A 630-nucleotide genomic window follows, 5' to 3' on the forward strand; every position below is an offset into this window, starting at 1 on the left:
CGCCGGTATCGGCTTCCTCGGCAAGACGGTCTCCGGTGTCTCGCCGAAGGATTTGAAGCCGCTGGCCGATGCCGGCAAGAGCTCGCTCGGCTCCGGCGTCGTCGTCTTCGTCGGCGCCGGCGAAGACAACAAGGCAAGCGTCGTGGTGGCCGTCACCGACGACCTCATCGATCGCTTCAGCGCCGTCGACCTTGTCCGCGTGGCCTCCGCCGCATTGGGCGGGCAGGGCGGCGGCGGGCGGCCCGACATGGCCCAGGCCGGTGGCCCCGACGCTTCCAAGGCCGATGATGCGATTGCAGCAGTGAGGGCGGCACTCGAAGCGGCGTAGGCTAGTGGGCAGTTCAGGGGGGAGCCCTACCTTCCCAAGTAGCGCTGCCCCTCATCTGGCTGCCGCCATCTTCTCCCCGTAAACGGGGAGAAGGGCGCTTTCGTCGCGGCTTTCGCCAATCGCCAGCCTTGCAAAAAAAGAGGCGCCGGCGTTGCGGCCAGCCTCTTTCTCCCCGTTTTACGGGGAGAAATGCCCGGCAGGGCAATGAGCGACTATCTGTGGTGTCAAGTTGCATTGGCGAACTCCATGCGCGCATCGCGTGCTTTTGCATTGAGAATGACGAGGAGTTTTCGCGCCAGCGC

Annotated in this window: 1 protein-coding gene; it reads left to right on the plus strand. The window is 65.2% G+C overall.

Annotated elements, in window-relative coordinates:
• Nucleotides 1-328: DHHA1 domain-containing protein (locus EN964_RS36475; protein WP_245490759.1), on the plus strand; the 328-nt coding region annotated here is incomplete at its 5' end.
• Nucleotides 329-630 lie beyond the last annotated feature (302 nt).

Origin of the sequence: Mesorhizobium sp. M7A.F.Ca.CA.001.10.2.1 (genome assembly GCF_003998575.1) — a bacterium.
In the GTDB taxonomy this organism is placed as follows: domain Bacteria; phylum Pseudomonadota; class Alphaproteobacteria; order Rhizobiales; family Rhizobiaceae; genus Mesorhizobium.